Annotated in this window: 22 protein-coding genes; 21 read left to right on the top strand and 1 reads right to left on the bottom strand. The window is 35.3% G+C overall.

Going from position 1 to position 25,870, the window contains the following annotated elements; all coding sequences use genetic code 11:
* Window positions 1-2: 2 nt before the first annotated feature.
* Entirely contained in the window at window positions 3-1,304 is a 1,302-nt protein-coding gene (locus BTU61_RS09290) for an McrC family protein (RefSeq protein ID WP_200773291.1), read from the top strand.
* 295 nt (window positions 1,305-1,599) lie between these two features.
* Here the strand turns inward: BTU61_RS09290 and guaA are convergent, their stop codons facing one another.
* Entirely contained in the window at window positions 1,600-3,165 is a 1,566-nt protein-coding gene (guaA, locus tag BTU61_RS09295) for a glutamine-hydrolyzing GMP synthase (protein ID WP_200773292.1), read from the bottom strand.
* Between the two features lie 128 nt (window positions 3,166-3,293).
* On the opposite strand from guaA, the gene BTU61_RS09300 reads away from it, so the two are divergent.
* The 20 genes from BTU61_RS09300 to BTU61_RS09390 all read left to right on the top strand — a co-directional run bounded on the left by BTU61_RS09300 (window position 3,294) and on the right by BTU61_RS09390 (window position 24,876).
* Window positions 3,294-3,992 (top strand): GntR family transcriptional regulator, encoded by a 699-nt coding sequence (locus tag BTU61_RS09300; protein ID WP_187540931.1) that lies wholly within the window; start codon window positions 3,294-3,296, stop codon window positions 3,990-3,992.
* 225 nt (window positions 3,993-4,217) lie between these two features.
* Window positions 4,218-5,495: a glycosyltransferase gene (locus BTU61_RS09305; RefSeq protein WP_200773293.1), complete on the top strand. Its 1,278-nt coding sequence runs from the start codon at window positions 4,218-4,220 to the stop codon at window positions 5,493-5,495.
* Complete coding sequence (locus BTU61_RS09310; RefSeq protein ID WP_200773294.1) at window positions 5,492-6,469, top strand: NAD-dependent epimerase/dehydratase family protein; 978 nt, start codon at window positions 5,492-5,494, stop codon at window positions 6,467-6,469. Before BTU61_RS09305 ends, BTU61_RS09310 begins: the two co-directional genes overlap by 4 nt.
* Window positions 6,444-7,271 carry an MBL fold metallo-hydrolase gene (locus BTU61_RS09315; RefSeq protein WP_200773295.1) on the top strand — a complete coding sequence of 276 codons (828 nt, stop codon included), beginning with the start codon at window positions 6,444-6,446 and terminating at the stop codon, window positions 7,269-7,271. Before BTU61_RS09310 ends, BTU61_RS09315 begins: the two co-directional genes overlap by 26 nt.
* On the top strand, window positions 7,237-8,502 hold the full coding sequence (locus BTU61_RS09320) for a F390 synthetase-related protein (RefSeq protein WP_200773296.1): 1,266 nt from the start codon (window positions 7,237-7,239) through the stop codon (window positions 8,500-8,502). Before BTU61_RS09315 ends, BTU61_RS09320 begins: the two co-directional genes overlap by 35 nt.
* Before the next feature lie 12 nt (window positions 8,503-8,514).
* Window positions 8,515-9,459, top strand: coding sequence for a 3-oxoacyl-[acyl-carrier-protein] synthase III C-terminal domain-containing protein (locus tag BTU61_RS09325; protein ID WP_200773297.1), 945 nt, complete (start codon window positions 8,515-8,517; stop codon window positions 9,457-9,459).
* Between the two features lie 80 nt (window positions 9,460-9,539).
* Window positions 9,540-9,872: a putative DNA-binding protein gene (locus BTU61_RS09330; RefSeq protein ID WP_003001435.1), complete on the top strand. Its 333-nt coding sequence runs from the start codon at window positions 9,540-9,542 to the stop codon at window positions 9,870-9,872.
* A 2-nt stretch (window positions 9,873-9,874) separates the two neighbouring features.
* Entirely contained in the window at window positions 9,875-10,090 is a 216-nt protein-coding gene (locus BTU61_RS10285) for a hypothetical protein (protein ID WP_049514330.1), read from the top strand.
* Window positions 10,091-10,106: 16 nt separating this feature from the next.
* Complete coding sequence (gene ffh, locus BTU61_RS09335) at window positions 10,107-11,678, top strand: signal recognition particle protein (protein WP_200773298.1); 1,572 nt, start codon at window positions 10,107-10,109, stop codon at window positions 11,676-11,678.
* A gap of 61 nt (window positions 11,679-11,739) precedes the next feature.
* A complete protein-coding gene (locus BTU61_RS09340) occupies window positions 11,740-12,507 on the top strand; it encodes an alpha/beta hydrolase (protein ID WP_200773299.1) in 768 nt (255 codons plus the stop codon).
* A 672-nt stretch (window positions 12,508-13,179) separates the two neighbouring features.
* A complete protein-coding gene (locus BTU61_RS09345) occupies window positions 13,180-14,202 on the top strand; it encodes a hypothetical protein (protein WP_200773300.1) in 1,023 nt (340 codons plus the stop codon).
* Window positions 14,189-15,670 carry an LA2681 family HEPN domain-containing protein gene (locus tag BTU61_RS09350; protein WP_200773301.1) on the top strand — a complete coding sequence of 494 codons (1,482 nt, stop codon included), beginning with the start codon at window positions 14,189-14,191 and terminating at the stop codon, window positions 15,668-15,670. The genes BTU61_RS09345 and BTU61_RS09350 overlap by 14 nt, the downstream gene beginning before the upstream one ends.
* A gap of 539 nt (window positions 15,671-16,209) precedes the next feature.
* Window positions 16,210-16,809 (top strand): hypothetical protein, encoded by a 600-nt coding sequence (locus BTU61_RS09355; RefSeq protein WP_200773302.1) that lies wholly within the window; start codon window positions 16,210-16,212, stop codon window positions 16,807-16,809.
* Between the two features lie 292 nt (window positions 16,810-17,101).
* Window positions 17,102-17,803, top strand: a complete 702-nt coding sequence (gene pcfF, locus BTU61_RS09360; protein WP_200773303.1) for a lantibiotic protection ABC transporter ATP-binding protein PcfF — start codon at window positions 17,102-17,104, stop codon at window positions 17,801-17,803.
* Between the two features lie 4 nt (window positions 17,804-17,807).
* Window positions 17,808-18,548, top strand: a complete 741-nt coding sequence (gene pcfE / locus BTU61_RS09365) for a lantibiotic protection ABC transporter permease PcfE (RefSeq protein ID WP_200773304.1) — start codon at window positions 17,808-17,810, stop codon at window positions 18,546-18,548.
* Entirely contained in the window at window positions 18,548-19,288 is a 741-nt protein-coding gene (pcfG, locus tag BTU61_RS09370; protein WP_049492842.1) for a lantibiotic protection ABC transporter permease PcfG, read from the top strand. Before pcfE ends, pcfG begins: the two co-directional genes overlap by 1 nt.
* A 72-nt stretch (window positions 19,289-19,360) precedes the next feature.
* Window positions 19,361-20,020: a response regulator transcription factor gene (locus BTU61_RS09375; RefSeq protein WP_004252839.1), complete on the top strand. Its 660-nt coding sequence runs from the start codon at window positions 19,361-19,363 to the stop codon at window positions 20,018-20,020.
* Window positions 20,011-21,378: a sensor histidine kinase gene (locus tag BTU61_RS09380; RefSeq protein ID WP_200773305.1), complete on the top strand. Its 1,368-nt coding sequence runs from the start codon at window positions 20,011-20,013 to the stop codon at window positions 21,376-21,378. Before BTU61_RS09375 ends, BTU61_RS09380 begins: the two co-directional genes overlap by 10 nt.
* A 527-nt stretch (window positions 21,379-21,905) precedes the next feature.
* Window positions 21,906-22,784, top strand: a complete 879-nt coding sequence (locus BTU61_RS09385; RefSeq protein ID WP_200773306.1) for an aminoglycoside phosphotransferase family protein — start codon at window positions 21,906-21,908, stop codon at window positions 22,782-22,784.
* An 889-nt stretch (window positions 22,785-23,673) separates the two neighbouring features.
* On the top strand, window positions 23,674-24,876 hold the full coding sequence (locus BTU61_RS09390; protein ID WP_003007328.1) for an Abi family protein: 1,203 nt from the start codon (window positions 23,674-23,676) through the stop codon (window positions 24,874-24,876).
* Window positions 24,877-25,870: the final 994 nt, after the last annotated feature.

Genomic DNA, 25,870 nt, shown 5'->3' on the forward strand with positions numbered 1-25,870 from the left:
TTATGCTTAAAATAAGTGATAACGCAGAGATTGAACAAAATAATGTAGGCCATTCGATTATTAATGAACTAGCAAATAAATCTTTGTTTACTTTAGATCAGGAAAGATTTATAATTTTTCCACCATTACTAAAGGATTCTGATGATTTGGATGAGGATAATTGCATATTTAAGACGTTTAATGGTAAAACTAGGACTTGTAATATAGTAGGATTTTTGAGCGATGGCAAGAATGAAATCCATATTCAAAGTCGGTTTTTTGAATCGCAAGATGAGGATTATTTTTTAAATTATATGTTACAAAAGGTTCTTCACTATAATGTAACGATTAATGAAATTTCATCATCTGACAATCATTCTTATTATGATTTATTAGTGTATTTGTTTCCTTATTATTTAGAGGAGGCTATGAAAAAAGGTTTTTATAAGGAATATGTTTATCATTCCTATAATGATAGTAATGTTCGAGGTCAGTTGGATATCAACAGACACATTAGACAGAATGTACCTTTTGTTGGAAATGTTGCATACAATACTCGGGAGTATTCGTTCGACAATAAATTAAATCAATTGATTCGACATACCATTGAAAAAATTGAAGTTACAAGACCTTTTTTACTAAATGAAAGTTCAACTATTCGAAATAATGTAAAGAGGATAAAAGAGTTGACTCCAAGTTATTCTCATTATGATTTAGAAAATGTGTTATTTGAGAATAAATTTAATACTATAAAGCATGGATTCTATGAAGAATACACTCAGTTGCAGACTCTATGCCTTCAAATATTGACTGATCAAATGATTGGATTCGGAGCTAACTACCAAAAAGTACATGGAATCATTATAGATATTGCTTGGTTATGGGAAGAGTATCTAAACTTATTAATAAAAGATCACTTTTATCATCCTCAAAACAAAGTCGGTACTATGCCTCATTATTATTTTAATAACAGTAACGGAAAAATTTATCCAGACTTTATAGGGAAATTACCAGATAATAGAATAGTTGCAGATGCAAAATATAAACCTCAAAATAATATTAAAAACAGTGATTATTCTCAGATTTTATCCTATATGTTTCGATTTAATTGTAAAGAAGCATATTTTTTCCATCCTTCAAAAGAGGAGCAGCATAAAATACTTTATTTAATGGAGGGAGTAAGTGCTGAAGCACCTCCCACAAAAAAGATAGATGTACGAGTAGAAAAAATTGGACTCAAAATTCCAAAAGCTACTAGATACGAAGAATTTGTTGAGAAGATTGAAAATAGTGAAAAACAATTTTTGGATAAATTAAATCTTTGAATACTCAGCTTCTTTACTTACAATTTGGTTTTATTAACAAAACTAATAAGGATAAAATTATTTGCTTAAAAGAGTTTTACTCAGAGAAATTTAAGAAGTAATCAAGAGTATTTTTTGAAAATAAAAACGAAGTATCTATTAATGAAAACGAAAATTTAATATAAAAAAACCTCACCAGAAAAATTCTGGTGGGGCTTTTGGTGGGGAACCAATCAATTTTGATTGATTTTTAACCTTTTATAATAACTGAAAATGCTGTTAAAACAACCATTTCACTTTAAATCATTTTTATAAATCATTCCCACTCTACAGTTGCAGGTGGTTTACTTGTGATATCGTAGACGATGCGGTTGACGTGGTCAACTTCGTTTACGATACGGACTGAGATTTTTTGGAGGACTTCCCATGGAATTTTAGCGAAGTCTGCTGTCATGCCATCAATAGAAGTGATAGCGCGGATAGCGATGGTGTAGTCGTAAGTACGGCCGTCTCCCATAACACCGACTGAACGAACGCCAGTGTTGACTGTGAAGTATTGCCAAATATCACGGTCAAGACCCGCTTTGGCAATTTCTTGCCGAAGGATAGCGTCTGATTCGCGGACTGTTTCGAGTTTTTCTTCAGTGATTTCACCCATGACACGGATAGCAAGGCCTGGTCCTGGGAATGGTTGGCGCCACACGATATTATCTGGCATACCAAGCTCTGTACCAAGAGCACGAACTTCATCCTTGTAAAGTGTATTGAGTGGTTCAATCAACTTAAACTGCATATCTTCTGGAAGTCCACCAACGTTGTGGTGAGATTTGATGGTTTGAGCAGTATCCGTACCAGACTCAATCACGTCTGTGTAAAGAGTTCCTTGGGCCAAGAATTTCACATCTTTGAGCTTGCTTGCTTCGTCATCAAAGACATAAACAAACTCGTTACCGATAATCTTCCGCTTTTTCTCAGGGTCAGACACACCAGCTAATTTATCCAAGAAACGTTTAGAAGCGTCTGCTTTGACGATGTTGAGACCAAACTTCCCACCAAGCATCTCCATAACTTGGTCTGCTTCCCCTTTACGAAGAAGGCCGTGGTCTACAAAGATACAGATCAATTGATCGCCGATCGCTTTTTGAAGGAGAACCCCAACAACGGAAGAGTCAACACCACCTGAAAGGCCAAGAAGGACACGTTTGTCTCCGACGGTTTCACGGATTTTTTTGATCTGCATGTCAATGAAGTTGTCCATAGTCCAGTCACCTTTAGCCCCACAGATGTTCAAGGCAAAGTTACGCAAGATATCATAACCGTGAACAGAATGACGAACCTCAGGGTGGAACTGGATACCGTAGATTTTCTTGTCTGGATTTTCAATGGATGCATAAGGACAGTCAGCAGAAGTACCAGCACGGATGAAGTCATCTGGAATTTCTGTCACAGCATCCCCGTGGCTCATCAAAACGACTTGTTTATCTGGTGTGCTTGCAAAAAGAGCAGAAGATTCTGTCAAACTGAGTTCAGACTGACCATATTCACGGTTACCAGCGTTACCTGCTGGAACGACCTTCCCACCCAATTTGTGGGTCAACAATTGCATCCCGTAACAGATTCCAAGGATCGGAATTCCCAACTCAAAAATTTCAGGATCAATATCAAAAGATCCTTCCTCGTATACAGAGTTTGGTCCGCCTGAAAGGACGATCCCAACTGGATTGATTGCACGCACTTCAGCAGCAGAAATCTTATGGCTCTTCAATTCTGAGAAGACACCAATCTCACGAATCCGACGTGAAATAAGCTGATTGTATTGGCTACCGTAGTCAAGCACGATGATTTTTTCAACATCATGCAAATCAGTTGATAGGTTTGTCATCTTATCCCCTTCTTAATGAAATTTACTTTCCTCTATTCTAACACAAAACCCCTCGCTTTACCATTCTCTGATTGAATCTTTCGGAAAATTACGCTACAATAGACCTAATAGAGAGAAAGAGCAGTACAATGATTCCAGCTTACATTCAAATCCATGATCAGATTAAGTCTGAGATTGATCAAAAAATATGGAAAATCGGGGAGCGTCTTCCTAGTGAACGCGACCTAGCAGAGCAATTTCAGGTCAGTCGAATGACCCTTCGTCAAGCCATCACCCTTCTAGTCGAAGAGGGGGTTCTTGAAAGACGAGTGGGAAGTGGCACCTTTATCACCAGCACGCGCGTCCGGGAAAAAATGCGCGGGACAACCAGTTTCACCGAAATCATGAAATCGCAAGGCAGAGAACCGTCTAGTCAAGTGATTTCATACCGTAAAACCATTCCTAGCCTGCAAGAAGTAGACAAATTGGGTATTGATAAGACCGAAACCATTATTCGGATGGAGCGCGTTCGGTATGCTGATGGGATTCCTGTCGTTTATGAAGTGGCCTCTATTCCGGAGAAATTTATTAAGAATTTCAATCGCGAAGAGGTGACCAGCCATTTCTTCCAAACCTTGGAGCGTCATGGTTATAAGATCGGAAAATCGCACCAGACAATTTATGCTCGATTGGCCAAAGATAAGATTGCGGACTATTTACAGGTTTCAAAAGGTCAGGCGATTTTAGGGCTAACCCAGGTTTCCTATTTTGAAGATGGTACAGCCTTTGAATATGTGAAAAGCCAGTATGTAGGCGAGCGGTTCGAATTTTATTTGGAAAATAACTAAGTTTGCAATTCGTAAAACTAAAAAACTTTCAAATGCTAAAGTGGATTCCACTGGCATTTGGGAGTTTTTTTCGTTAGGAATCATTCTTTCTAAATAGTGATAGTAAAGCCAAAATTAAAAGTTTTTAAAAAAATTTTATTTTTTCTTCAATTTTTGATTTTTTTTACGAATATATAGATAAGAGGCTTAGATTAGGCCTGAAAAGAGATACAAGGCGGAAATCAAATGAAAAAAATTAAAATCGATGTGGTAGCTGTTCCCCTGAGTGGGCATCTCTACCCGACTTTAAATCTCGTCAAACCTTTATTGGATGACCCAACCATGGAGATCCGGGTTTTCACGGGACCTCAGAAAAAGGCTGTTGCAGAAAGTCTCGGGTTCACAGTGGTTCCGAATCTAGAGGACAAAGTAGAAGAGTTTGAACGTGCGGCGAATAACGATAAGAAACTCAATCTATTTTCAGCTTATCGTCAATTGTCCAAGAGTCTTGATTTGATCAATCATGTCTCGGATCAATTGTTAGAAGAATGGCGCGTCAACCGCCCAGACATTGTAATTGCTGATTTTATCACTTTATCAGCTGGTTTTGTAGCAGAAGAGTTGGAAATCCCTTGGATTACGACCATGGCAACTCAATTTGCAATCGAAACTCCCTATGGTCCTCCTTGCTTTTTTGGAGGGATGGGAATTGCGAGAACCAAGAAGGAAGAAAAGATCCAAGCCCTATGTAGAAAACTCACGCGTATTGGGAAATACTGCGTGGCTTTCCTCTTACGCAAACGCTTAAAACGTTACAATTTCAAGTTGTACAATCAAAATGGAGTGGAAACTATTTACTCTCCTTATGCCATCTTTGGAATTGGTATGATGGAGCTAGAGTTGAAGACACACTTCCCTCATCAATATGCGTGGCTTGGCCCCTTGGGAACTTCTCTTGAAAAAGCAGAAGACTACCCTTTGGACCTCAGTCCGTATGAGGACAAAAAGAAGATCCTCGTGACGTGTGGAACCCAGCTGCCTTGGGCAAAGGAAAACTTGCTAGAGCAAACCAAGCAGTTGGCCAAAGACCATCCAGAATGCCACTTTTTGGTCACCTTGGGAGATGGGGCAAAAGACTTTTCTGAAGAAGAAGTAGCACCAAATGTGACAATTGCCTCTTATCTGCCATATAAGGAATACATTCCGCAGATGGACTATGTTATTCACCACGGAGGAGCTGGAATCTTTTATCAGTGTATCGAATTTAAAAAACCAGCCTTGATCTTGCCACATGACTATGACCAATTTGACTATGCCATTCGAGGAGTAGAAGCAGGGATTGCTTTTCAAGCTCATCGCAATCGCACCGAAGAGATTCAAGCAGGTTTTAACGCCCTGTTAGAAAAAGAATCTTGGGAAGAGTTAGCGAGACTAAATAAACTATCAAAAACCTACAAACCGTTGGATACCTTAGAGTTTGAAATTCAACGATTATTAAGACGTGGAACGGATGGAAAACTATGAAGATTCTTGTAACAGGCGCGACTGGCTTCCTTGGAAAATATGTGATTAAGGAGTTATTGGATCACGACTATTCCATTGTAGCCTTTGGCCGAAACGAAAAAGTTGGGAAGGCTCTGGAAAGCGAGCGTGTCCAATTTGTTAAAGGAGATTTGAGCTCTATTGACGAACTAAGACAAGCTTTTCAGGACATTGATGCTGTTGTTCATGCAGGAGCCTTATCTACTGCTTGGGGACCTTGGAAGGCTTTTTATCAGGCAAATGTCATCGGCACCCAAAATGTCCTTGACTTGAGTCGTGAATATGCAGTAAAACGCTTGGTTTATGTGTCTTCTCCCAGTATTTACGCGGCTGGAAAAGACCAATTGGATATTAAGGAAAGTGATGCTCCCAAAGAAAACCACCTCAACAATTATATCCGAAGTAAATTGGCCTCTGAAAAACTTTTTTCTGACTATCCAGATGTGCCAAGTATCATCTTGCGTCCAAGAGGACTATTTGGAGTAGGGGATACCAGTATTTTACCTCGTGTCTTACGCCTCAGTAGAAAAATTGGGATTCCGTTGATTCGAGGAGGAGAGCAGCTCATGGATATGACCTGTGTGGAAAATGTCGCCCTAGCCATTCGCTTAGCTCTGGAAGCAAAAGTGGCACACGGACAGGTTTATAATATTACAAATGGAGAACCAAAGACCTTTAAGTATTTGATTGAAACCACACTAAAAGGATTAGGAGAACCCATTCGCTATCGGAAGATTCCAGCAGGTCTAGTAGCAGGTGTGGCCTACAGCCTTGAAGGAGTCTATCGATTATTTCATCTGAAAGCTGAACCCCCCTTGACTCGCTACACCTATTATCTCCTTCGCTATAGCCAAACTCTCGCTATTCAAAAGGCCCAAACAGAACTTGGCTACTATCCAAAAATAACCATTGAAGAAGGGATTGATAAGTATGTCCAACATGATCGAGCACATTGATTATTTTCCAGCAGGCTTTTGTAGCAGTCATTCTGGTCTATTATTTAAAGGGATTCAAAACGAAAAATTACAATTTCCAGCAGGTGTCTTTTTGATTCATCATCGTGAAAATGGCTATATTTTGTATGATACCGGCTATCATTATGAGATCACGAAAAAAGCACGCTATTTCTGGTATCGTCTGGCTACCCCTATGCAAATGAAAAAAGAAGACCAGATCGATTATTTATTGCAAGAGCGTGGCATTGATCCAGCAGCCATTTCCTATGTCATTCTTTCGCATCTGCACCCGGATCATCTCGGCGGAGCAGCACTTTTTCCAAATGCTCATTTCTTTGTCACTCAGGAAGTCTATGAAGTGTACCAGAAGCCGAAATTCAAAGATCTGATTTTTAAAGAGTTTCTTCCAGCTGATTTCAAAGATCGGGTGACTTGTCTCAAAGCAGATCAAAGGCATCCTGCTTTCCCTTACCGCCCGACTGCGGACCTATTTGGTGATGGGAGTATTCTCGTATCATCTATCGATGGGCATGCAAGAGGGCAGGCGTGTCTGTATATGGATGAGCTGAAACTCTATATAGGTGCAGATCTATGCTGGGGAGTGGATCTCTTGCCTTACACACGAAAAATGCGTCTCATTCCTTCCTTTGTACAGGACAATAAGAAGGCCTATCTCCAGGGGGCAGATTTGCTAGAGAAACTATTACAAGAGGGCATTCAAGTTGTGGTCAGCCACGACCCGCAAGAACGGATTGAAAGGATTTTAAATGAAAAAAACAGTCTTTCTCAAAACCTTTATTGAAACCAGATGGTGCCATCGATTCCGTTCAAAGGAAACCTTAGAAAAGTACCAAAAAAAGCAATTGGCTCGCTACCATGCTTTTATCACCTCTCATTCTCCCTATTTTCAAACCCATTCTCCTGAATCCTTTGGGACTATGGATAAGAATTTCATGATGACGCATTTCAATGAACTCAATACTCTGGGGGTGGATCGTGATCAGGCATTAGAGATGGCCATACGTGGGGAACAAACACGAGATTTTACCGAGATGAATGGAGAAGTAGCAGTAGGTTTGTCTTCTGGAACCTCCGGTCACCGAGGGGTCTTTGTCACCACAGAAAAAGAAAGAAGTATGTGGGCTGCAGCAATTCTAGCCAAGATGCTACCGAAAGGAAACCTGTTTGGTCATCGCATTGCTTTTTTCTTACGTGCTGATAACGAACTCTATCAAACCATTAATTCGTCCCTTATTCGATTAGAGTATTTTGATATCTTCAAAGATAGTAAGGAGCATTTGGAGCGTCTCAAAGACTATCAACCCACCATTATGGTGGCGCCAGCTTCGACATTGATGGAGTTAGCTAACTATGTCAGCAATCAACAACTAGATATTCAACCCGTTAAGGTTGTCTCTGTTGCAGAGATCCTAGAGGATAGAGATGCTCAGACAATCGCTAAAGCCTTTCAACTAGATAAGGTTGATCAGGTCTACCAAGCAACAGAAGGGTTTTTAGCTTGTACTTGTTCAGAAGGTCATCTTCACCTCAATGAAGATATATTGTATATCGAAAAAGAGTATCTAGATGATCACCGATTTTATCCGATGATTACAGATTTTAAACGAACGAGTCAACCCATCTTTCGATACCGCCTCAATGATATTTTAGTAGAAGAAAAGTCACCCTGTCCTTGTGGATCCGTTTTTACTCGAATCGCGAAAATAGAAGGACGATCGGACGATATCTTCTATTTCAAAAAAGTTGATGGAAATAGCCAAACCATCTATCCAGATTTTATTCGTCGGTGCATTTTATTCGTTGAAAATATTCAGGATTATCAAGTGACTCAGCTGGCGGATGGATCTATTACCATCGCCTTGAGTCATCGTTCCGACTTTATTGAGAAAGCGATCTTTGCCCAATTTGAACTCTTAGCTCAACAAAAACAATTCATCCTCCCAAGTATTCAATTTATCGATTACCAATGGGACCCAACACGAAAATTAAAACGTGTTCAACGACTTCAATAAAAGGAGAATCCTATGACTACAGTAAAAAGACATCTGCAAATTAAAGGCTATGGAACAGCGCTTCCAGCTCATACAGTGACCTTCAAAGACCAGACTCGTTACCGGGTGAAAGAAGGAGAAGAAACTCAGATTGATCTAGCAGCGCGTGCAATTAAAGCTGCTTTAAAACATGCAGGGCTTGAAATGACAGATATCGACTGCCTGGTTTCGGCTAGTGCGGTTGGTGTTCAGCCCATCCCTTGTACAGCTGCTCTGATCCATGAGCGCGTAGCCAAGGGACTGACGATTCCTGCCATGGATATCAATACCACCTGTACTAGTTTTGTATCAGCCTTAAGCACCATTTCCTATCTGATTGAAGGTGGTGAATACCAACGGGTTCTCATTGTATCCAGTGAAGTAGGAAGTCTTGGCCTTAATCCTAAACAAAAAGAGAGTTTTGAATTATTTAGCGATGGAGCAGCTGCCTTTATTTTTGAAGCGACAAGCCAAGACAAAGGAATCATTGCTAGCATGCAACGTACCTGGTCTGAGGGAGCCCATGATACCGAAATTCGAGGTGGTTTGACAGCTTATCATCCGAAATTATACTCTGAAGCAACCAAGACTGATTTCATGTTTGACATGAAAGGGAAGAAAATTCTCTTACTTTCTGCTCGTGTTATCCCAGAAATGTTCCAAGAATTCCAAGCAAAATCAGGCATTTCTAAAGATGCTGTAGACTATATTATTCCTCACCAAGCAAGTCGCGCCTTGCCACTCGTCATGGACAAATTGGGCGTTGGCAAAAACAAGTACCTCAATATTGTCAGCGATTATGGCAATATGGTTTCGGTAGCCGTGCCTCTCGGTTTAGCCTATGCGCTTGATCACGGCTATGTGAAGGAGGGAGATACCATCTTCTTGATGGGAACTGCAGCAGGGATGACAGTCAATATGTTAGCACTAAAACTCTAATGATCAATCCTCTTATTTCAAGCTCAAAAAGCATCAAGTCCCGCTAGTCTTTAGCGGGCTTTTTTGATATAATGAAAGGTATGGAAATTGAGAAAACCAACCGAATGAATGCGCTCTTTGAGTTTTATGCAGCGCTCTTAACGGACAAGCAAATGAACTACATCGAGCTTTATTACGCTGATGACTACAGCTTGGCTGAGATTGCGGAAGAGTTTGGAGTGAGCCGCCAGGCGGTCTATGACAATATTAAACGTACAGAAAAGATTTTGGAGGACTACGAAATGAAACTCCATATGTATTCCGATTACATTGTTCGTAGTCAGATTTTTGATCAGATTTTAGAACGCTATCCGGAAGATACTTTTCTACAAGAGCAGGTTGAAATTTTATCAAGCATTGACAATCGGGAGTGATTATGGGCAGTCTCGTCATTTATCAAGGAATACCTTGCAAACTATTAGTCGCAGAGGGAGTATTTCCTACTCGACTACAAATTATCTCGCCCAATGATATCTCCAAAGCTATGCAAATAGGTTTTAGCTGTTGGGGATATCCAAATGAAATCATGAAAGAAGTCACACCCGAAGAACTAGAATGTTTGCAACATTTCGGACGATTTCCACTGAATTGAAAAATAGGAGAAAATAATGGCATTTGAAAGTTTAACCGAACGTTTACAGAACGTCTTTAAAAATCTTCGAAAGAAAGGGAAAATCTCTGAAGCGGATGTCCAAGAGGCAACCAAAGAGATTCGTCTAGCCCTCCTAGAGGCCGACGTTGCCCTTCCTGTTGTAAAAGACTTTATCAAACGCGTCCGCGAGCGGGCCGTAGGGCATGAAGTCATTGAAACCCTGAACCCTGCCCAACAAATCGTGAAGATTGTCGATGAAGAATTGACAGCCATTTTGGGTTCTGAGACAGCAGACATTATCAAATCTCCAAAAATTCCAACCATTATCATGATGGTCGGTCTTCAAGGGGCTGGTAAAACAACCTTTGCTGGTAAATTGGCTAATAAATTGGTCAAGGAAGAGAATGCACGTCCTTTGATGATTGCGGCCGATATCTATCGTCCAGCAGCCATTGACCAGTTGAAGACGCTTGGTCAACAGATCAATGTCCCTGTCTTCTCACTTGGTACAGAAGTCCCTGCAGTAGAGATCGTTCGTCAAGGTTTGGAGCAGGCAAGAGCCAACCACAATGACTATGTCTTGATCGATACAGCCGGTCGTCTGCAAATCGATGAAAAACTCATGGGCGAGTTGCGGGATGTCAAAGCCCTTGCTGAGCCAAATGAAATCCTCTTGGTTGTCGATGCTATGATTGGTCAAGAAGCGGCTAATGTGGCGCGTGAATTCAATGAACAACTCGAAGTGACCGGGGTGATCTTGACCAAGATTGATGGGGATACCCGTGGTGGTGCAGCCCTTTCTGTCCGTCAGATTACTGGGAAGCCAATCAAATTCACTGGTACTGGTGAAAAAATCACCGATATCGAAACCTTCCACCCAGACCGCATGTCTGGTCGTATCCTCGGTATGGGTGATATGTTGACACTGATTGAGAAGGCTTCTCAAGAATACGATGAGAAACGTTCCCTTGAACTCGCTGAGAAAATGCGGGAAAATACCTTTGATTTCAACGATTTCATTGATCAATTAGACCAAGTACAAAATATGGGACCAATGGAAGACTTGCTCAAGATGCTTCCAGGTATGGCTAATAACCCCGCCATGAAGAACCTCAAGGTCGATGAACGAGAAATTGCTCGCAAACGCGCCATCGTATCATCCATGACACCAGCTGAACGGGAGAATCCAGATCTCTTGAACCCTAGCCGTCGTCGTAGGATTGCTGCTGGTTCAGGAAACACCTTCGTCGAAGTCAACAAATTCATCAAGGACTTTAACCAAGCCAAACAGATGATGCAAGGTGTCCTCTCTGGTGATATGAACAAGATGATGAAGCAAATGGGGCTGAATCCAAATAATCTACCGAAGAACATGCCTGGTGGAATGCCGGATATGTCTGCCCTCGAAGGCATGATGGGTCAAGGTGGGATGCCTGACTTGTCAGCTCTTGGCGGAGGCGCTGGAATGCCGGATATGAGCCAAATGTTCGGTGGTGGTCTCAAAGGAAAAGCCGGCGAATTCATGATGAAACGGGCCATGAACAAAATGGCCAAACAAATGCGCAAAAACAAGAAAAAACGGAAATAACTCTTTCTAATAAGGGCCTGGGACATTGTTCCGGGTTTTTTAGAAATGATACAGAGGAAACATGTTAAAAAAACTATTTCTACAACTCATTCGTTTCTTTACAAGACTCTTTTCTTCGCACAGCAAACCCTTTGAATTTCCAAAAGGATCGAAGAAACCACCGATCAGTCCGATCATCTTTGTACCTGGTAGTTCAGCCAGTATTCAGCGTTTCAACGGAACTGTCCGCATGCTTCATCGCCATTCTAGAAAAAAGCAGAGTCTCTTAAAAATAAAAGTTAATAAAGATGAGTCTATCCAGATGGAAGGAAGACTGAACAGCAAGGACCGTAATCCGATGATTGTGATTGGCTTTGAAAACAATCGCGACGGTTATAGCAACATCAAGCAGCAAATTGAATCACTTAAAACAGCCTTTCAGCATCTATTGGATCACTATTATTTTACCGACTTTCAGGCTGTCGGACACTCAAATGGCGGTTTGGTATTGACCGGATTTCTGGAAAGTGGATTTTTGGAGAAGAAGAGGCTCAAGCTAACAAAACTTGCTATTATCGGTAGTCCCTATCTATTTAATCAAGACATGTACGAAGATTTTCAAAAGTGGAAACATCGGATTGGTAAAGAAGTACAAGTTCTCAATTTCGTAGGTGATTTTGCAGGAAAAACAGATGGGATCGTACCTCTAAAGAGCGCTCAGGCTGGAAAGAAGATTTTTAACGAAAATTGCTATACTGAAGTTTATTTAACTGGTCGTAAGGCCCATCATTCCGCATTGCCAACCAATCCAGAATTCGTAAAACAATTAAGTTTATTTTTAAATCTATAGAAGATTACATAATTTATCTTATGTAATCTTTTTGTTCATTTATACTGTAGTATTGAACGACGACCTCAGAATGAAGGAACTGACAAAGAAAATCATTCATAGAAGTTAAAATATCTTGCTAACCTAACTAAATCGACTAGAAATGATTTTTGGTTTTAAAGAGATATCAGATAACAAGAAACATCTCCTAGATTTAAATAACCTTGCAAATAGATGAAGAGTTTGAGAAAAATGAATAGCAAGGAAAACTTCACATAAACAGAATTAGATTATGAGAAACTAGATTACCAGAATTTGCTTTTATTTTTTTGTATCACACCAGGCGCCTTATTAGGTTCATAAAAAACTAAAAGTTTATGTACAATTGACTTAACATGAGCTAAACCATTGATACAACTGAATTAGAAGCATAAAGTACATTCTTTAAAAAGTGTACTTTATTTATATTTTGTACATTATTCTAGAGTGGTATTTTGTATGTTTTATAGTGCATCATATAATCAAATCTAAGAAATTGATTTGTACATTTTTTACTCAAGTAACAGTAGAAGGAGTGACGGTTCAATTGTACATTTTATTTAAAATATTTATGGCTATAATAATAGTATTTGAAGCATAGATAAAGTAGATACAGTGGTATAATAGTGTCAAAAGACTTTCAGGAGAAATGAGATGAGATCGCATACAGTTATTCTAGGCGCTGGTGCTACTATTGCAGCAATTCCAAATGGTGATAAAAACGGAAAAAGTTCTTCAGTTATGAATGGATTGCTAAAAAAACTAAATTTAGAAGAAATGCTTTCTGGTGTTGAATTACAGACAAAGATCGAAAATTTAGAGGATATCTATTCAGAATTATTTGAGAGAGAAGAGTGTTCCGAAATAGTTAGAAAATTAGAAGAAAGACTCTATGATTATTTTGCTTCGTTGGAGTTACCTGACGAACCAACAATTTATGATTTTTTAATATTAAGTTTGACTAATAAAGATTGTATAGCTACGTTTAATTGGGACCCTTTACTTATACAGGCTTATATTCGATGTTCAAAAATTACATCGAACTTGCCACAAATTCTTTGTTTACATGGTAATGTAGCTGTTGGTTTTTGTGAAGAACATATTGAGTTTGGAACAATAGATTACTACTGTCCAAAGTGTCATAATAAATTTTATCCAACAAAATTATTATATCCAGTTAAAAATAAAGACTATTCTTCCGATGGATACATAAATTGGTGTTGGAAAGCATTAGATATCCTTATAGATGATTCATATATGTTAACTATTTTTGGATACAGTGCTCCTAAGAGCGATGTAGATGCTGTTAATTTAATGAAAAAAGCATGGGGAAATATTGAAGACAGACCACTTGAAGAAGTTTCCGTAATAGATATTGTAGACGAAGCGACTATGCTAAATACATGGAAAGACTTTATTCATAGCCATCATTATAGGTATTCAAATTCATTTTTTGATTCTTACTTAGCAAAATTTCCAAGAAGAACTTGTGAAACCGTATTTGCAACATTTTCATTAAATGTTCCTTCTGATGGTAGTAGAGGATTTAAAGAGAATTTTAATTGGGACATGATAAAAGAGTTTTTATCTGATATGTTAGTTGAAGAACAGGAAAATAAAGGAAAATCAAATTTAAAATCGAAATATTTAGTTTGGAATGAAGATGTTAACAAATAATCCAATTAATCATAGTGTACTTAAATTGTCAATGGATTTCGATAATGCTTTTAAACATGAAAATATAGAGGAAATCTATAGACTAATAAAATTTGGAAAAAATATGGAAAATACTATTGATGACATTTCCAAAATTCACTTATTTTATTCTATTGGGACAGCATATGGTGATATATTTGAACTAAGTGATAACCTAGTATTCAACATAGATACCGATTGTACAGTTCAACAAATTTATTACTTTAGAAAAGCTATCAAAATTTCAAATAATATTGATATAAATCCTGAGAACAATAGCTTTATTTACCCATTATTATGTTCACTATACACCAATTACGCAAATCTATTAGATGCTTGTGGTAGAAAACAGTTAGCTATTAAGATGTATTGTAAATGTATACAAATCAATCCAAGATTCACAATGGCTAGTGGTAACTTGGCTATTTGTCTACATCATTATCGTAATTTTTTGAATGATAATGAACACATTCACTTTATTAAAAGAATTAAAAATTTAATAGAAACAAGTATAACTGTTTCAGATCCAAACAGAGTTGATAATGCAGAAAAGCAATTTATTAAACTTTACGAACAATATCTTGATTATAAAGATTTAGATGAATGTTCTTGTAAAACAATCGATTATAATCCTAATTCACAAAAGTATCGTGAATGGTGTTGGAACAACGGGCTGTATCTTAATCCACTTGATGACTTACAAGCTGACGATATAAATAGATATGATGACAATCTTTTACTACCAAGTTTATTATTTCAATCGGATAAAGATTTAAACAAATATATTTCTATGTTTAATCAAATTAAGCAAGAATATGTTTATGCGCGTTACCTCTGTTTTAATAGCAATGAGGTTGATTCGGTTCATTATGCTGACGAGAATGTTAATCTTATTGATTGTCTAGACTACGTACAATACTCTATCAGAGTTGAAGGTTTAAAAGCTGCTTTTAAAACACTATATTCATTACTAGATAAAGTTGCAATGTTTATAAATGAATATTATTCTCTAAAAATTGAGACTAGACAAGTAAATTTTCATTCAATTTGGAGGCCTAATAGCGATTTAAATAAATGTTTGAATAAGAACATTGGTCTGTCATCTATATTTTGGATAGCGAAAGATTTTGATAATGGTGATAATTCTTTAACAGCTAATCCAAACTCAAAGCGATTGAAACTTATTAGAAATTATTTAGAGCACAGGTTTACTAATATAACATTGAATTTTTTTGATGGAAGTGATGATAATAATGAAACTAGACTGTATCTAACTGAATTTGAACTTCAAGAGTTTGCATTAGATTTATTAAATCTTGTAAGAGAAGTTATTTTTTCACTCAAAAATGCCATTCAAATAAGTGAAAATGAAAAACAAACTAGTCTAAGCAGTGAAGTTGCTTTAATTCCGATAAATTATGAAGAAGTAGATTCGGAAGATAAATTATAGCATTGAACATACAATTTATAGTCGTTATAAAAAGCAATAGCCTAAATTCATTTAACTAATCGACTTAACTAGATCTAAACCATTGATAAAACTGAATTAGAAGGATAAAGTACACTCATTAAGCAGTGTACTTTATTTTTGTTTTGTACATTATTTGTTGATTGCTTAATCAATACTACATCTCTATCAGGCAATTCAGACTCCATTTAGTCCTCTAAAACCCACGTTGAGGCGGTATCACTGCTTGTAAAAGATTAGAAACCTTTGAACGAAAGGAATAATGAAAAGCGTGAAGGTAGCTTCTCTAATCGAATAGAGGGTAAGAATCAGAGTAATAGTTCAAATTGGGCTTCTGGATACTATAGTCTGACATGCTATCAATCTATTTCAGAGGCTGGACAAATTGTAATAACTTTCCTTGGAGGAACAGAGGTAGATTTATAAGAGACTGTGACTGGGAAGTTTCAGTCTTTTTTTGTTTTAATGGTATAATGAGATTATAAATGTGGATATTGTTTTAATTCTTTGGAGGACGAGTAATGTTGAACTTAGTAAAAGGTCACCGAGTTAGCTTGGTAGAAAACCTGTTTGAATCATTTACAAAGTTAACGGAACATTATTTGATGGCGAATGTACACGCAGAAAAAATATTAGAGGTTTTTCAACACTTTATTGCGATTCATGACGAGCCCTTGTTTTTTATTTTGGAATTGCCTGTCAGTATTGATAGAGAAAAAGTGATAGTATCAAACATTATCAATGAATCCCATAAGGATGTTTATTATATTGATGGTTGTTCAAGAGAGGAATGCCTAGCACTGTTGATTAGATACGGTGATTTGCTTGTTAATGATGGACTAAGTAAGTTTGGATTTGGTGGGCATAAAAGTCATGATGAGATCATGCTTGATAGCTATAATGTTGTGACAATTTATAGTAAAGAACTATCGAAATTTAATGACTTTTTTGAACCTCATAATATTCAATTTGTTGAAGAACTAGTGACAGCTTGGAAAACTTTTTCTAAGACCTCACCAGGAATCTCTGAAATCTATGAAAGTAATGGAAAAACTGTTTATGATTTGCCTACAGAATTATCTGAATGGGGAATATATTTAGCTGAAACTCGAACAGAATAGGTATAGGTATAGTTATAGATTAGAAAGAGAATATTTCAATTCCTTAAAATTTGATTTAGAGCAAAGGTGGAGATTGAAGTTGTAAGATAAATAATGGTTATTTATGGCAGGACTCTAGTTCTGCCTTTTTGATTTATGATGTATATGAAATATGGCATAAAAGACTAAAGAAAAAAATGCAAAACATTTAATAAATTAGAATTTTCTTGCTACTTTTTGAAAAATATTTTTTCCTTACAGAATCCTTAAAAATATTTTTTATACTATTTACAAAATAAAGGAGGAACAAAATATGAGCAAATATATTTTGGAAACAAATGAGCTAACAAAAATTTTTGGAAAACAAAAAGCTGTAAATAAGGTGTCATTAAAAATTGAGGAAAATTCAGTATATGGATTACTAGGACCTAATGGTGCAGGTAAATCTACGACATTAAAGATGATTACAGGTATGTTACACAAGACGTCAGGTCAAATTATGTTTGAAGGACATGAATGGAGTAGAAATGATTTATCAGATATTGGTGCTTTAATCGAGATGCCTCCCTTATACGAAAATTTAAGTGCAAGAGAAAATCTTAAAGTTAGAACATTATTACTTGGATTGCCTGAAGCAAGAATTGATGAAGTTTTAGAAATTGTAGATTTAAAAAATACCGGAAAAAAGAAAAGCGGTCAGTTTTCTTTGGGGATGAAACAAAGATTAGGTATTGCAATTGCTTTATTAAATAATCCTAAACTATTGATACTAGATGAACCGACAAACGGATTAGATCCATTAGGAATTCAAGAATTACGAGATTTAATACGAAGCTTTCCAAAAAAAGGAATAACAGTAATTCTGTCTAGTCATATTTTAGCAGAAGTGGAACAAACTGCTGATCATATAGGAATTATTCATGATGGAGAATTAAAATATCAAAACACAATTAATCATAATGAAAATTTAGAAGAACTTTTTATGGATGTTGTAAAGAATGGAAAGAGGGTGTAGCTTAATGAAAAATTATATTTTTGCAGAAAATTTGAAACACAAACATAGCTTTTTGTTGAAGATATTACTCATTGCCCCGATTATAGCTTTACTAAATGCATTTGTATTAATGCCATCATATTTTAGCGTAAACGCATACAATTGGTGGTATGTGATTTTAATGCCGGCAACTTTCGCTTTAATACCTGCAATGATGCATAGAAAAGAAGAGAGAAAATTAAACTACCGAGCAATTTTTCCACTCAATATTGATTTAAAAAAGATATGGATTTCAAAAATATTAACAGCTTCAATTTATTTAAGTATAACTGCTATTTTGCATATGCTAGGAGTATTTGTTTTTCAATTTTTCATTGGAGAACAATTAACAGGAAACTATGCATTCACGACATTATTATTCGCAAGTGTATTATTGGTTATAACTAACATATGGCAAGTTCCATTTTGTTTTTTCCTGGCTAAAAAGTTTGGGTTTATAGCAAGCATTGTAGTAAATGCTGTATTAGGTCTTGTGTTAGGAATTTTGTTAGCTGACGGTTCTATGTGGATTTATTGCCCTTATTCTTGGGGGATTAGATTGATGGTACCCGTTATGCGTATTTTACCGAACGGTATCCCAACAGAAGTATCAAATCCAATGATTTTAAACACATCCTTACTTGTTCCTTGTATTTTATCAATATGTTTGTTTACATTATTGACTTTCATTACTGCAAAATGGTTTTCTAAGCAAGAGGTGAAGTAATGATGAATATATTAAAATCAGAGTTTTATAAATTGAAGCATACTTGGATTCCATGGGCTCACTTTATCTTACCTGTTTTATATGCTCTAATATTTTATTGGGCAGCAACATTTACAAGTCTAAAAAATTTTTCTGATATGGATATCATACTGAATTATTTTGTGCTTTTAGGTGCTATCTTACCAATAATATTTGGTGTTATCACATCTAAGGTTGTTGACATGGAAGCAAGTGCTGGACGATTTCAAGTGATTCTATCAACTACAAAATCCAGAAGTAAAGCTTATAGTGGAAAACTTATAATGCTCTTATTGAGTTTCCTATTTTCTATAAGTTTAGCAGTTTTTATCTTTGCAATGCTATTTGGTAATCAAGGGACTATGGCTTGGTTAATTGAATTATTATTAGTTTTTATAGGATGTTTATCTACATATATGATTCATTTGTGGGTATCAATTATGTTAGGTGGTGGTGCATCTATTGGATTGGGATTTGTAGAAACATTGATTGCTTTACTTTCAATAACCAATTTAGGTGAAAACATCTGGTATTTTTTACCTTGTACTTGGGCATCGAGATTATCTGCAACATATATTGTTGGAAGTGAATTGGCTGATAGCTCATATTTAATTAAAGAGTTTACCATGTGGGGATATGTAGCAATACCTATTACAGTAGTCATTTTTACTGGCTCTTTATTATGGTTCAATAGGTGGGGTGGAAAGTCAATCAGTGAATAATAGCTCTAAATGTATTTGTAAATGGAATATGGTATAATAATAAAATATTTATAAATATGGAGGTAGTTTGGTATGGCAAGAATTCTTGCTATAGATGATGAATTAGATATGCTGACTCTAATCAAGAATATTTTAATAAAAGGAGACCATATTGTTGATATTTACCAAACCACGGTAGATATTGATGAAAATAGTTTGGGGAAATATGACTTAATATTACTTGATGTAATGATGCCAGAGGTTGATGGAATCAGCTATTGTAAAAATATACGTAGCAAAGTGGATTGTCCGATTATCTTTTTAACTGCAAAAGCAATGGAAACGGATATAGTAGATGGCTTATTAAGTGGAGGAGATGACTATATTACCAAACCATTTGGTGTTGGTGAATTGTTAGCAAGGGTAGAAGCTCATCTGAGAAGAGAACAAAGAGAAAAACATTCGAGTTTAAACCTAGGGAATATAAGATTTGATTTATCCTCCAATCAAGTATTTGTGAAGGAGGAAGAAATTCATCTGACAAAGTCTGAATATCAAATTTCGAAGCTTTTAGCAAAGAGAAAGGGACAAGTTTTTTCAAGAGAACAAATATATGAAATGATTTTTGGATTTGATGGGATTGGTGATTCTTCTGCCATATCAGAACATGTAAAAAATATTAGAGCAAAGTTCTTAAAATTTGGTGAAAATCCAATTTCTACAGTTTGGGGGATTGGTTATAAATGGAATTAATTAGAAAAGGACAGTCACTCAAAATAGTATTTCTTAAATACTTAATGACTGTTGGAGTTGGTTTAGGATGTGCCATCGTACTAGCTTTATTAACTTTTACAGCGTTTTATAGTGTTGGTTTGATTATTCCGGCTAACCATACAGAAAATTTATTACAAGAAAATAAATATAAAATTTTAAATAAAATAGACTTTGATGAAGCATTGATACCTAAAGGAGCTAGCTATATGTTTTTATCGCCAGATGGTGAAGTGATAAAAACTAATATGGATGAAGCTATTCAACTGAAAGCTAAGAATTTTCACAATCATGAGGGATTTTCAACTCCATCTTCTTCATTTATAGAATTTAAAAGGAATGATGGATATGTATTAATCCATTATTCACTAGAGCCACACTACAATAATGATTGGATGGAAAAATATTTCCCTAGCGTAGATTTACTATTAATATTTTTATTAATCATTTTCTTTTTAATGAGTGCATTTGTGGCTACTCTAATCTGGGCAAAACGAATAACAAGGCAATTATCGCCAATGCTAGAGGCATCAGATAAAATCGCCAACCAAGAATTAGACTTTGAAATAGGAAGTTCAAATATCAAAGAATTTAATGATGTCTTAAATAGCCTTGATATAATGAAAAAAGCCTTAAGTGATTCATTAAGAGAAAATTGGATTAAAGAAGAGAATAAGAGAAGTCAGATATCGGCATTAATGCATGACTTAAAAACTCCGGTTTCTATTGTCCAAGGTAATGCTGAATTGTTAAAGGTAACTGATCTAACTGATGAACAAAAAGATTATGTAGAGTACATTATAAAAAATTCAACACGTATATCAGATTATACAAAAGCTCTGATGGAGATGAATCAGTCAATTAAATTAAACTCGTTGAATTTAAAAAAAGTAAAGGTGTCAGAAATAATCGAAAGAGTTAGTGAAATAGCGAGAGAGATTACACTAATACATGACCGTACTATATCTAAATCTATTAATTGTGAAGATTCAGATGTAATGATAGATGTACAATTATTTGAAAGAGTCATTCAAAATATATTTAGTAATGCTATTCAATATTCACCAGACAAATCCAACATTGAATTACTAATAATGACTACAGATAAGATACTTTCAATATCTGTGATAGACGAAGGCCCAGGATTTTCTAATGAGGATTTAAAACGAGGAACGGAGCAATTTTACCGTGGAGATAAGAGTAGACATTCAGCTACAAACTATGGTTTAGGTTTATATAATTCTTGGAAAATAATGATATTACATAATGGACGCATCATATTAGAAAACAACTCGGATAAACATGGTGCAAGTGTAAAGTTAGAATTACCATTACTATAATAGAACAGGAATTGTTTTCAAATGGAATTTATTAAAAATATATCCTTTTTGCTTTTGGTGTAGAATAGAAAATTTACTCCGCTATCAAGCAAGAATCGTACATAGTAGAAAGCTAAATGAACTTTGATAACTGAACAAATTCTAAAAGTTAACTTATAAATTTCTAGAAGGAACGGAAGAAAATCTGTGTTTAACTGCAACTAGTAAGTTGCAGTTTTTTATTTTGAATAATGATATAATAGGACAAGAAAAAAATGAAAACGCTATATATTTGAAAGTTGATTAGGAAACCAGGAAGTATGGAAACAATCGATATGATTATTAAATCATCAACTGAATTTTATAACGATTTAGTTTATCAGCTTTCAGATACGGTGAGACACATTTTAATTTTATTATTAGGGAAAGCAACTAGATAGCGCATTATTAAGATATTTTTGCATATAGGAAACTAAAGTGTAGACGAACTGGATGGGTTACTAGTGAAAACTGCAAGAAGTGTTGGAAAGTGAATCGGAGAGTGCTTGATGGATTTTAGTAGTAAGATAGCCATAAATAAAGGCTGGTCAGATGATAAGAAATATTGTGTGACAGATCAAAATCAGCAAAAATATTTCTTGCGTGTTTCTGATAAGGAGAAGTTAGATTCTAAAAAATTTGAATTTGATATGATGGAGAAAGTAGCTTCTCTTGGAATTCCGATGTGTAAACCAATTAGCATTGAACTCTGCGATGACGAAGTTCATTCTTTACATGAATGGATAGACGGGAAGGATGCAAGAGAGATCATTTTAACTGTTTCGAAAGAACAACAATACACTTACGGAGTAGAAGCAGGAAGTATCCTTCGAAAAATTCATTCACTCCCTATTACAGAAGTTCGTGAAGATTGGGAGGTTTTTTATAATCGAAAAATTGATGACAAAATCTCCAAATACAAAGAATGTCCCGTTCAATATGAAAATGGTCAGACCTTTATTGAGTTTTTAAATGCAAATAGAGAATTGTTAAAAGATAGACCTCAGGTTTTCCAACATGGAGATTATCATATCGGGAATTTCATGATTGGTGAAGATGGAGAAATTTATGTCATTGACTTTGATCGATTTGATCTTGGAGATCCTTGGGAGGAATTCAATCGTATTGTATGGTCTGCTCAAGTCTCTCCCTCTTTTGCGTCTGGTATGATAGATGGATATTTTGATCATAAGGTTCCGGATTTATTTTGGAAGCTTCTCGCTATCTATATTCTAAGTAACTTAGTGGGAGCACTTCCCTGGGCTGTACCTTACGGAGTTGAAGAAATAGCAGTAATGCAAAATCAAGCTAAGGAAATTTTAGAATGGTATGATGATATGAAGCAAATCATTCCTAGTTGGTATTTGATTGAGAAAAAAGCTGAATAATAAAAGAGTTGATTAAAGAAGAATTTGGTAGTTGGGACGTTAAAAGTAAAGAGACTCAACAAGTTTACAAGTTAGCAAGTAAATTTTTTAAGTGACAATTATCAGCTATAAAGTTGAAAAATGGTAACTATAAAATAGTTTCATTCTACATTTTAATTTTAAACAACAACTCAGTTACTTTCGTTCTTTAATATAGGAGTATACTAGCACCACATGTTGAGTGTGTAAGTTTGTTAGTGAAACGTAGCTAAATCTCTCGCTTTTTTATTTCAAAGCTCCAGTGGAGCTTTGAACTCCCAAACCTTTTGAGTCCCACAGATGCATTATAACGGGGCTGTAGCATTGATGTCAAAACTTTCACCTCCTATATAAACAAATTCTATCCAACGTTTAAAAAGGATCAGTAGCTGATAATATATAGCGGTTTGCATCGTGACGACAAGTAGGTGGATTACGATTATTTGTAATTTATAAAATCTATGATGAGAGGTACGTGATTAGAGGTATCAAGTAATTTTTATTTTGCTAGAGCAAGCAACAAATCTTCTTCATAAGGACTATGCTAAGCAGATGTATCAGATACTAGATTTAGATAAATTTGAATGAGTTATGATGAATCAACTTCTAGACCACATCAGCATTTAAGAGGATAGGAAAATTAGAGTACCCTTCACAGAGGGAACTGAGGTACAGTTATAGAAAAAGAAAGGCTGTAATAACAGCTGGAAAACATTTTCGTTACAGCCTAATTTGCGTTTTTGTGGTATACTGAAATTGTTGAATGACTTTGAAAGTAAACAAGAAAAATAACTATTAAGGCTTTTATATTTGATAGTTATATTTTCGAAAATATAATATAATCAAAGATATTGCAGATGGATAATAAAATATGACTAGAGAAAAAGCGTTTAAAACTATTGAAGAGCAGATTTTGATTCAACGGGGCAGGAATTTGAAGATTACCGATGAGCCAGGGATGGTAAGTTTTATTCAGCAGAAAAATTATTTTAATTCTATAAATGGTTTTGAAACTATTTTTTTGGAGACCTCTAACCCTAAAAAATATATGAAAAGAGTCTCTTTTAAAGATTTTGAGAGAATATACACATTGGATAGAAATATAGCTAAGTACCTATTTCAAGAAATCGAAAAGATTGAGGTTGAACTGAAGTCGAGAATTGCATACGAATTTTCAAAAGTTCATTGCAATAATGGTATTGCTTCTAACTTAAAGTATTTAGATATCAATTGTTATGTGCTACCGATAGCACACAATCGAAATTCTTTTACAGAGTATTTTTATACTCATGGAGATAATAAAAAAACGCATTCTTTTTTTAGAGTGCATACTATTTCTGCCAAGATTAAAGATGTAATGTTTACAGGTAAAATTAGTACCTCTCATACTCGTAACGGAGATGTATATTACAACCTAGAAGGTGATTTTGATGGAATAGTTGATGACCTTAAAATAAATCAATATCGAGGGAGATTTTCAATAAAAGCTTCTAATACTCCTAGTAATATTTCTTCATTAAACGGTTCTATGAATGTGACGATTCAAATTAATAACATAGAGGGAAGATTTTTTGAATTATCTTATTCAGACTTCTGTAAAATTAAATATCCATATATTTCTAGCTATAAAAATCCTCCGCTTTGGGTTATTATTGATACACTAATGTTGAATGACTTGCTGGTTTTATTCCAAGGATTAGACATTGCTATACAAAATAAAATTATGAGTGAGATGGGATTTGATTCCTCTATTAGTGGGAGTCGAGAAAAATTCATTAACGCTTGTGAAATACTGCGTGAGTTGAGAAACCAATTGGCACACTTTGGTCTCATAACCAGATATAGGACGGGAAATAGTATTCTAATCAATAGACTTTTTATCTCTGATTTGTTACTTACTCCTAAAAGGAATAATAGAGTTTTAAAGTTTTATCAAGGTTTAAAAATTTTAAATTCTTTTAATAGATTCTCTCTTAAAAGGATTGATCGAGCTATTCAATCATATTATTTAAAAAATATGTTACTATTGAAGTTTGATATTAATAAAAATTTTTTTAATAGAATTGGCAAGTAAGTGTTGCAAAAAGTTGCTGGTTATGATAGAATAATATAGTTATATTTTAGTGCCACGACGGCGTGAAATCCTTGAAAGAGGTTTTCAAAAAGTCATAAGGGGGAAGGTTAATAAACTTTCCTCCTTATTTTATTTATTTAGATAAGTTGAAAATAGTGTTGAAGATGTTTGATTTCTGAAGTACCTTGAATTGTATAGAGTTTACATGCAGTTTAGAATTTCTGATTTATTATCCAGAGGATAGAACCGCTTATTGAAGATATTTTAGAAAGTTAGTCATTACCAAAGTTAATATTTATTTCTACAGTATAATTCTAAAATCACTTTTTTTCTCTTTCGTCTATTAGTATAGAAAAAAGCTAACACTACATGTGGAGTGTGAGAGTTTGTTAGTGAAACGAAACTAATCCTCAAAAGGTTTCCCAAAACTTTTGAGTCCCACAGACGCATCATGAGGAGAAATCATGAGGGATATTATCAGTTGAATAAGTAAGAGTATAATCTACATCTCCAAAGTAGGAGTGGCTAGTTCCAGCAGAAAGACCTTCATAGGTTTTATAACTGAATAGATCGACTTACTTTGTTGTCGAATTTTTCCTGTTCTTCAAGTAATTCTGAGGAATAGACGACAACTTTAAAATCAAATAAGCTAAAAACGCTCTAAAATCATTAAATTGATATTAAAGTGTTTTTTATTGTCAAAATATACAATTGAAAAAATTTCCAGCTTTTTTAAAATCACTATCTCAGATGACAATTTAATCAAAATATGATATAATACAGAAAAAGTAAAAATAACAAAAGTAACTTACAAAAGTAAAAGAAAAAAAGTAAATAGATAGCCACGGCGGATATTCCTTTCATCGTTTAGAAGGAGTTGCTGTGGTTATCGTTGTTGCTGAGCTAATTAATTGCTCTTATTACTTTGATGAAGTTACTTTTATTATTGAATTAATTTAAATAATAATAACGATCAATGAAAGTACTCATCGAT

The organism is Streptococcus lactarius, from assembly GCF_016642265.1.
GTDB classification, from domain to species: domain Bacteria; phylum Bacillota; class Bacilli; order Lactobacillales; family Streptococcaceae; genus Streptococcus; species Streptococcus lactarius.